Origin of the sequence: Asaia sp. SF2.1 (genome assembly GCF_000505765.1) — a bacterium.
In the GTDB taxonomy this organism is placed as follows: Bacteria; Pseudomonadota; Alphaproteobacteria; order Acetobacterales; family Acetobacteraceae; genus Asaia; species Asaia bogorensis.
Window position 1 is genome coordinate 8,745 of the sequence record NZ_AYXS01000003.1, and the last position, 8,212, is coordinate 16,956.

Consider the following 8,212-nt stretch of genomic DNA (forward strand, 5'->3'; position numbering starts at 1 on the left):
TCTTGGCGACACGACGCTCTGGCTCGACATCGTGGATGCCTTGTGCGCTGCGCAGGAATGGCGTCTGGCCGGGTTCGCCCAGCGTCAGGCCTCTCCCGAAATGCGCGACCTGATCGCGGCAGCCAGTGACACGCGCATTATCTCCCATTTCGAGCGGGTACGGCCAACGGGCGCGCAGGAGAACATCACCGATATCTTCTGCGACTACATCCAGCATTTCATCCGCAAGTTTCCAACGCTTGGCGTATGCACACGCCTCGATCTGGGGGATGCGCGTATCGTTGCCCTCGATGTCGAGCGCATCTGCCCCAAAGATCAGACAGACGTCGCCCTGCGTCAGACCGAGATGATGTATCTGCTCGGCTTCTTCATGGTTTCGCGCAAGCTCACGACCGATCCCCAGGACGCACTCGGCATGCCTGAGCTGGTGCGTGAATATCATCGGGCACGATTCACGGAATATCGGGAGACCTACAAGCGCCTGGAAGCTGACGAGTATCATCGCACCGGCCAGAGCGAAAACGTCCGCAATATGGTGCAGTTCGTTGCGCGTGAATCTGCAAAATACCGTCTGAGCCTGGGCATCGCCAGTACGGCACCCGAGGATTTCGGCGCGTTCCTGACAGAGAACTCGACAGGCCGCTTTATCTTCGGTGCAGGAAGCGAGACACAGGCCGGTCGCATGGCCGATATTTTCGGATTGACGAATGCCTCACGTGAGATCGTCAAAAACCGCCTCAACGGTCCGGCAAAAGACGGATCGGGCGCGCCCTTCCTGCTGCAGATTAAGGTCAATAACGTCTGGTACGAGCAGATGCTTATCAACCAGCTCGGGCCGATCGAACTCTGGGCGCTGACGACCGATCCGGTCGATCGCGGCTTGCGCACGCGCCTGTATGAAAGCCTTGGGCCTGCCGAGGCGAGACGCCGCCTGGCCCGCGTCTTTCCAAAGGGAACGGCTGTGCCGGAGATCGACCGTCGCAAGAACACCACGGGGAACGCGTCCTTCGACGAAGGAGGCACTCCAATTGGCGCAGTCGTCGCCCTGGCACAGGAAATCAGGGATTGTACCGGGATTGCCGCCGTTCTTCGGGGGAGCGGCGACGCGTGACGGGATGGGTGCTGGCACATCTGAGGCCCGCCAGTGTTTTGCTTTAAGCGCTTTTGAAAGCTTTCAAGAAAAAAAGCGCAAAGACGCATTTTTATCGCTCGCTCTCTGGATCGCCATCCCTGACGCTCAGGGTATGAAATCCAGTTCTCTCTTCTTCCTCGGCCTGTCGTTGTTAGCCGGTTGCGCGGGATCGCCCGACGAACCGGTAACGGTACGCGTGCCGGGCATGGCCAATCCGGAAGAGCAATTGGACCGGGCGCTGGATCAGACCCGCAACTTTCTGGTCGACTTCAATGGGCGGTTGCCAACGCCTGCGCGCAACACGGTAGCCTTGCAGCTCGCCGCCCCACTGTCGCTGCACGCTGTCACGAGCCAGCCTCAGGCCACTCCCGCAACGCGCTGGAGCGAGGACCTAATCCCCGCAAGCCCGGCGCAAATCGCCACAACGCATTTCGCGACCCCGATCCCCGGTAAAGGTGGCGTAACCTGGTTCGCTTACGCCGACGGAACGCCCCGCCTTGGATGCGCGCCCGAGACGGTCTGCCTCATCTGGCTTGAACGTGGAGAAAAGGGCACGGCCGATGACATCGTGCTCTCCCCTGACTCCGGCTGGCAGGCTCATCTGATTGCGGGCGCTCATGGCGTGCATGCAGCACCTGCAGTGGCGCTCTCTGCGCGCGGTAATGCGCGCAAGGCGGCTTTGCGTATCTCGACAGATCGCCGAACCTATATCTGGCTGCTGGATCCACAGGCATCTTCCATGCCGCGTGTGCACTTCGTCTACAGCAGGAACGACCCGGGCACACAGCCCGAGATTGCCCAGGCGACAATCGGACCTGCCCTCCAGCAGGCGGGAGCGGCTGATTTCGGGTTCACGATCGAAGGCCCCGACGTGCCCTGGAAACCCATTCGCGTCTATAGCGAGCACGGCAAGACCTGGATCGAGTTCCCGCCGCATGGTGTGGTGAGTAACCCCGATCTGAGCGTCATCGCGCCCCAACGTACCACACCGCGTCTGCAGCACTTCGTCGCCGACACACTGGTTGTCGAAGATGTTCTCACGGATTTCATGCTGAGCGCAGGATCCGGCTCGGCACGAAAAACCCTCCATATCAGACATGACGGAAAGCACTGAGATGCGTGGCACTCCCTCCCTGGCCGCGGCATGCGCTCTGATCATGACCGGCATTACCGGCTGCGCGGATATGCCTGCGGACACATCGTCTCAGGTTGCCCCTGGCATCACATTCAGGGACGCCTCGCGGCTGACCGTGACGATTGCCGACATCCTCGCCGCAAGCCTCGCCCCGACACGCTCGACCCTGCTGGTCGCACCGGTAGAGGACACGGATCAGATGCATATCGGCCGACTGCTTGACGACAGCCTGCGCGAGCGCGGCTTTGCGGTGTGGTCCGATGGGACCTCATACGCCATGGCGCATTCGGTGCAGTATCGCATCGCGCCCGTCGATGGATATGTCCAGCTTGCCCTCTATGTGGACCAGGCCAGCGCTACCTGCCTTTACACCCATGATGCCGATCAGGTTCTGGTATCGACCGGGAGTTGCACCGTGCGGCCTTCTCCCGAGCTCGCGCTGCATATCCCTGACGATGCGCGCCTGACCCATCAGATGCTTGCCCAGTCGAATGGCCCTCTGGTCCTGACACCGCAGAGTGTCGGTCAGACCTGGTCCGACAAACGGCGTGGGGGCGTCGTGTCGACTACGCCGTTGCCCATTGCGCCGCAGGCATCCGCTGCGGCCACGCCAATGGCCGTCGCTCCGCCTGCGGTGGTGCCTGTACCGTTCGTCGCCACACAGAGCTGGTCTCTGGTGCAGGGACAACCCATCCGAGACCAGATGCTGGCCTGGGGGGATCGCGCCGGATGGACAGTAATCTGGCCCAAAAACATGAACTGGGTCGTCCCTGTGACAACGACTTTCACTGGCCCCTACGAACATCTCGACCCCCAGGGTCTCGAGGATGGCGTCTTTTCGCAGGTCATTCGCGCACTGTCCCAGCAGGGCAAGGCGCTCAGCCTCAAATTCTGGACGACGAACCATGTCGCCGTCGTCACCAATATGGGAGAGGGCCATTGACGCTTTCCTCTTTGTCACGCCGTCTCATCGCAAGTGTTGGGCTCGCAGCGATGCTCTCGGGGTGTCAGGATTTCGATGCTGCCAAAAAGCGTGAAGACGAGACGCAGCGGACGATCGAGCAGCAGAAAATCCCGCAGACGGCGTTGGTAAGCTCGGTCGATGCCCCCTATCTGCTCGGCGAACCAGTCAAGGACCAGGCGACGATCCCGGCGGTTCTTCAGCCACGCGCGACCATGTCCATCGCGCGACCTATATCGCTGCGCGATGCCGCGATCCTGGCATCCAGGATTACCCATGTCCCTGTGATCGTCGCATCCGATGCCGACGACGATAATGGCGGGGCTTCGGGCGGGCTGGCCCTACCCACCGCGAGCCCGGTCAGCTTCAACGGCCAGACACTCCCCGCACCACCTTCGCTGTCGGGCAACCAGACGTCATCCATGTCAGGCGGCAGAACCCACGGCATCGATCTGGTCAACTGGCATGGGCCTGGACGGTGGATCCAGTACGAAGGCAATTGCAACGGCCTCTTCCAGACGATCGCAACCCGCTATGGCGTCTGGGCGGAATGGCGTGACGATCACGAGGAGTTCTTTCGCAACAAGACGAAGACCTTCATCGTGCCGGCCTTCAGCGGCGCCACGACGATCAGCGATTCAATCTCCGCCTATACGGGTGGAAGCGCTTCGGGAAGCTCCGGCGGCATGGGGGGATCGGGCGGCGGCATGTCCTCCGGATCCAGCGGCATGTCGGGGGGCATGGGAGGCGGTTCAGGCTCGTCCGGCGCCTCGACCGGCATGTCGTCGGTTTCCTACACGACCAAAGCCGATCGCTGGAAAGGTCTGCAGCAGACAGCCCAGATGATGGCGGGCGGGGGGCGCGTGTTCGCGGATGAGGGGCTCGGCACGCTCTCCGTTTCCGGCAATCCCGAAGAGCTGGACCGTATCACGGACTGGATGCACGATCTGAGCGACACGATGCTCAGACAGGTCGCGGTCGACATCCATGTCTACACCCTGAAATTCACGCATGAGACGGGGTACGGATGGAGCCCCAAGGTCGCATTCGAAAGTGCGGCAAAAACCTACGGCATGACGATGGTGCCGGTAGCCGCCCCTATTATCCAGTCGTCAACGACCCCGTTCAATTTCGGCGCAACCATCCTCAGTTCCACCAAGGGCACTGCAGGACAATTCGCTGGGTCCGGCGGGGCTTTTCAGGCGCTCTCGACGATCGGCAATGTCACCGAGCTCTACGAGCGTCCTGTCGTGACCACGAACAACGTCACGGCGCCATTCCAGAACGGTATCAACGACACCTACGCGGCCTCGACCTCGGCCGTTCTGGCGACCAATGCCGGCGCGTCTTCCAGCATCCAGCCCGGTATCGTCATGAGCGGCTTTGCGGGGCACGTTACCCCGAAAATCATCGGCGACCGCATCATGCTCCATCTCGATGTCGTGCTCCAGACCCTGCTGAACCTCTCGACATTCGGGCAGAACGGCTCGCAGATCCAGGAACCCAGAACCTCGAGCACATCGCTCGAGAACCAGGTTGTTCTCAAGTCAGGGAGCACGCTGATGCTCACCGGCTACATAGACGATGCCTCGTCGCGAAACCGGACGGGAGCGGGCAATGCGATGAACTGGCTGTTCGGCGGCGGCGGCGAGGCACAGACCAACAAGACACAGATTATCGTCACTGTGGAGGCACATACGCTATGATGCGTTCGCGATCCTCTTCCCCGATACTCGTTGTGAAACGTCTCACAATGGCTCTTTGCATGGGCTCGGCGGTGCAACCGGCCATAGCCGCCATTCCCCAATGTGCAGCTCATCTCCAGGAGCCCGGAGCTGATGGCGTTCTTTCAGCGCAGCAGCTGTCCATGAATGAAGCCTGTCTTCACGCCCTGAACGATTTTCAGAAAGCGGCAGAAGCCAAAGCGAAAATCGAGGAGGTCGAGAGCCACAAGGAGAGAGGTAGCGCTCCTGTGTCAACGTCGGCTTTGCCTCCGGTATTGCCCGGATATCCCGGCGTTGCCATGCCTCCTTCCTTTGCGCCACGACCAATCCAGACCGTGCCTCAAGTGGCTGAAAAACCCTTCCCACCGCGGCTCCCGGTCATCGTCATGATCCTGAGCGATGCACAGGACCGGCCGACCGCCACCTTGCGCCTGCCGGAGGGCGGATCGGTTGACGTCACGCGCGGCAGCCTTCTTCCGGATGGAACGTCAGTAGCCGCGATCGACGGTAATACGGTCTATGTGCGACGCGGTCACACGCTCATGCGGTTGCCTATGGACAACGGTCAGTCTCTGACGCCCGTCGCAGATGACCGCGCCCCGACGCAAGGTCAGGCGCTGCCTGCCGGGTCTTATCCCATGCTTGGCGGGGGGATACCCCGGTGAGCCTGATCTTTCGCGCGAACGATACCGAATGGGTCGTCGGTGCGACATGGATGACCGCGCGCAATCAGCCAGGCGCTTCTGCATTGCGTCAGCGTGCCAGAGCCTCGCGCGCAACCCACTACGTCGTCATGAAATCGACGCCCCTTGCGCTCGGCTTCTTCGATCTTGCGGCCATGCTGACATCCGAGGGTGGCAAGAAGCTGGCATTCAAACGTGGCAACCCTCTCGCCCCGCTTATGGCGCGGACGCTTGGTGCTGACGTCTTCGCACAGATCAGTCTCCCTGACGGATCCATATGGGTCATCGCAACCGATCACGACGCCATGCTCCTGCCAGGAACAGACCGTATCGTCGCATCCGGGGACATTGACGCATTTGCCGAACGTTTCGAAATGGGGCGCTTCAGCGAAAGGCGCCTTATCGACGGTCATGGTCTCGACACGATACTGGCAACGCTCAAGCCAGAGACGGTCAGATTCCACGAGGTTTCGCTTCAGGCGCAATGGAAACCCGCCCTGGCAGCAGCAGCCACGCTCCTGATTGCCTATGAAGGCCACCATTTATGGCGTGCGCATGTCGAACGTCTGCAGGCCGAGCAGGCACAGCGCGAGGCAGCGGCCAGCCAGAGCATCATCGCCGAGGCCGCGTTGCGCAATGCTCCGATCCCGCCGTCAGAGTGGGTGGAGAGTTGCATGGCAGGGATACTTCATCAGCCTGTTTTCTACGAGGGCTGGATCCAGACATCCTGGCAATGTGCGGACAGGAAACTGACCCTTGAGTGGTCAAGGGCGGGAGGCACTCTGACTGACGCGCCTGCTGGCATCATGAGCGCGGATGGAGACAGGATCACCCAAACGGTTCAACTGATCTTTCATCGTCCTGCGCGGAGACCTCATCCGAAAGGTGATGGCACCAAACAGCTCGTCTCATGGCTTCAGGCGCTCGGTATCAGGCCAAAGATCACTCTGTCGCAAACCGGTGGGACGGGGACGCCCGCTCCCGGACAACCTTCCGATATCTCAACCGGCGTCTCCTGGGTGTTCCCGTCAGACCCACGCAATGCGTTCTGGGACGAGGTGTCCGGGCTGCGTATCCAGTCCCTGTCCCATCAAACTGGAGTTTCCCTGACCGGGGGCGTCGTGACGACGGGTGAAGGCTACCGAATGGCAGCTTCGGTAGCTGCCCCAACCTTTCAAGGAGCGCAGCGATGAAACTCAAATCAAACCTGCCGATATTAAGAAAGAAGCCTCTCAGCCTGAGCCTGGCGCCCGCGCAGCAGCAGCATGTGTTCCAGGACCATGAACGTGACGTCATTTATATTGATGTCGCCAAGCGCAACGACTCGGACCTGCGCTTATGGCTCGAATGGCTCGATGGTGAGGTGGGCAGGGTTCATATGGTACAATATGAGGCCCTTGCCGATCTGCAGCGGCGGCGCGACGACGCGCGGGCTCACGCCAGGATCGTACAGCCTCAAAATCGCGGCGGGGCCTCGGCCGAGACGGCAATGGAAAAGGCGCTCGAACTCCTCCGACTGGGCGCAGCGTTGGGCGCGAGTGATATCCATATCCATGTGCTTCGCGATCACGCCGAAATCAGCGTCCGCATCAAGAAGAGCATCCGCCACCTGCGCGACCTGACGGTTCAGGACGCTCATGATCTCATGATCGCGCTGTATCGTATCGGCCCCAGCCAGGACAATCAGGTCAAGGAGTTCGAGATCCAGGACGGTGGCATTCCAGGCACGGAGCTTGAAGGTTCAGGCCTGGAGAATGTCCGTATCGTCAGAGGGCCGTCCTACCCCGCCATGAATCGCGGTGGCTTCATGTCGCTGCGCCTTCAGTATCGCGGCAAGACAACGACACGCCCTGTCACGCCTGTAGGCGTTAGCCTTCGCATGCCGCGCGCCCCAGACGGGAAATGCCAGCTCAAGGCCATGGGTTTTGACGACACGCAGGTCGATCGCCTCATCTACATGATATCCAAACCCTCGGGCGCGGTGATCATGACGGGACCGACAGGCTCGGGCAAATCGACGACGATGCTCGAGCTCACCAATGAGAAAGCACGCATTTCGCCCGACAAGCGCAACATCTGCATCGAGCAGCCGGTCGAGTATCCCATTCCAGGATCCGTGCAGCTCGAAGTCATCAACGCAGTCAATGCGGAAGAAGCGGGCGCGCAATTCAAGGACAACATGCGCGCGGCGCTACGTATGGATCCCGACAGCATCAACATTGCGGAAATTCGAGATGCCGAAGTCGCCCTGACGTGCTTCGATGCGGCGCAGACGGGTCACGCAGTCATGACGACCCTGCACGTCGATGACATATTCGACTTTCCTCTGCGTCTGCAGAACATGGCCTTCGAACGTCTGGCCTTTCGGGTAACGTGCAACAGCACCATCATTCTTGGCCTTGTCGCTCAACGCCTCGTTCCACTCCTGTGCGACCACTGCAAACAGCCTTGGCCCACCGAGGATGCACGCATGCCGCGGCTTGCACGCAGCGCGCTATGCGAATGGGGCGATACGACAAACGTCTATCGCGCCAATCCGGAGGGCTGCGAACACTGCAACCATATGGGCACCGAGGG

General features: G+C 60.9%; 6 protein-coding genes and 1 pseudogene. All 7 read left to right on the forward strand.

The genetic code is table 11. The annotated features are described in order from the left end of the window. Positions 1-1,111, forward strand: a pseudogene (locus P792_RS37310) (type IV secretion protein DotO); the annotation flags it as partial. A gap of 133 nt (positions 1,112-1,244) precedes the next feature. Further along, entirely contained in the window at positions 1,245-2,246 is a 1,002-nt protein-coding gene (locus P792_RS23395; RefSeq protein ID WP_161630802.1) for a TrbG/VirB9 family P-type conjugative transfer protein, read from the forward strand. 43 nt (positions 2,247-2,289) lie between these two features. Beyond that, positions 2,290-3,210 carry a toxin co-regulated pilus biosynthesis Q family protein gene (locus tag P792_RS23400; RefSeq protein WP_161630803.1) on the forward strand — a complete coding sequence of 307 codons (921 nt, stop codon included), beginning with the start codon at positions 2,290-2,292 and terminating at the stop codon, positions 3,208-3,210. Continuing rightward, positions 3,207-4,934: a hypothetical protein gene (locus tag P792_RS23405; RefSeq protein WP_023977700.1), complete on the forward strand. Its 1,728-nt coding sequence runs from the start codon at positions 3,207-3,209 to the stop codon at positions 4,932-4,934. Before P792_RS23400 ends, P792_RS23405 begins: the two co-directional genes overlap by 4 nt. Before the next feature lie 161 nt (positions 4,935-5,095). Next, positions 5,096-5,617 carry a type IV pilus biogenesis protein PilP gene (gene pilP / locus P792_RS36905; protein ID WP_161630804.1) on the forward strand — a complete coding sequence of 174 codons (522 nt, stop codon included), beginning with the start codon at positions 5,096-5,098 and terminating at the stop codon, positions 5,615-5,617. Continuing rightward, complete coding sequence (gene pilO2, locus P792_RS23415; RefSeq protein ID WP_023977703.1) at positions 5,614-6,828, forward strand: type 4b pilus protein PilO2; 1,215 nt, start codon at positions 5,614-5,616, stop codon at positions 6,826-6,828. Before pilP ends, pilO2 begins: the two co-directional genes overlap by 4 nt. Continuing rightward, a partial coding sequence (locus P792_RS23420) for a GspE/PulE family protein (protein ID WP_023977704.1) occupies positions 6,825-8,212 on the forward strand: 1,388 nt, incomplete at its 3' end. The genes pilO2 and P792_RS23420, both read left to right, overlap by 4 nt.

What these genes read in the sequence shown, in the direction of transcription:
- P792_RS23395 (WP_161630802.1), top strand. Translation starts at nt 1,245, where the DNA reads ATGAAATCCAGTTCTCTCTTCTTCCTCGGCCTGTCGTTGTTAGCCGGT.
- P792_RS23400 (WP_161630803.1), top strand. Translation starts at nt 2,290, where the DNA reads ATGACCGGCATTACCGGCTGCGCGGATATGCCTGCGGACACATCGTCT.
- pilP (WP_161630804.1), top strand. Translation starts at nt 5,096, where the DNA reads ATGAATGAAGCCTGTCTTCACGCCCTGAACGATTTTCAGAAAGCGGCA.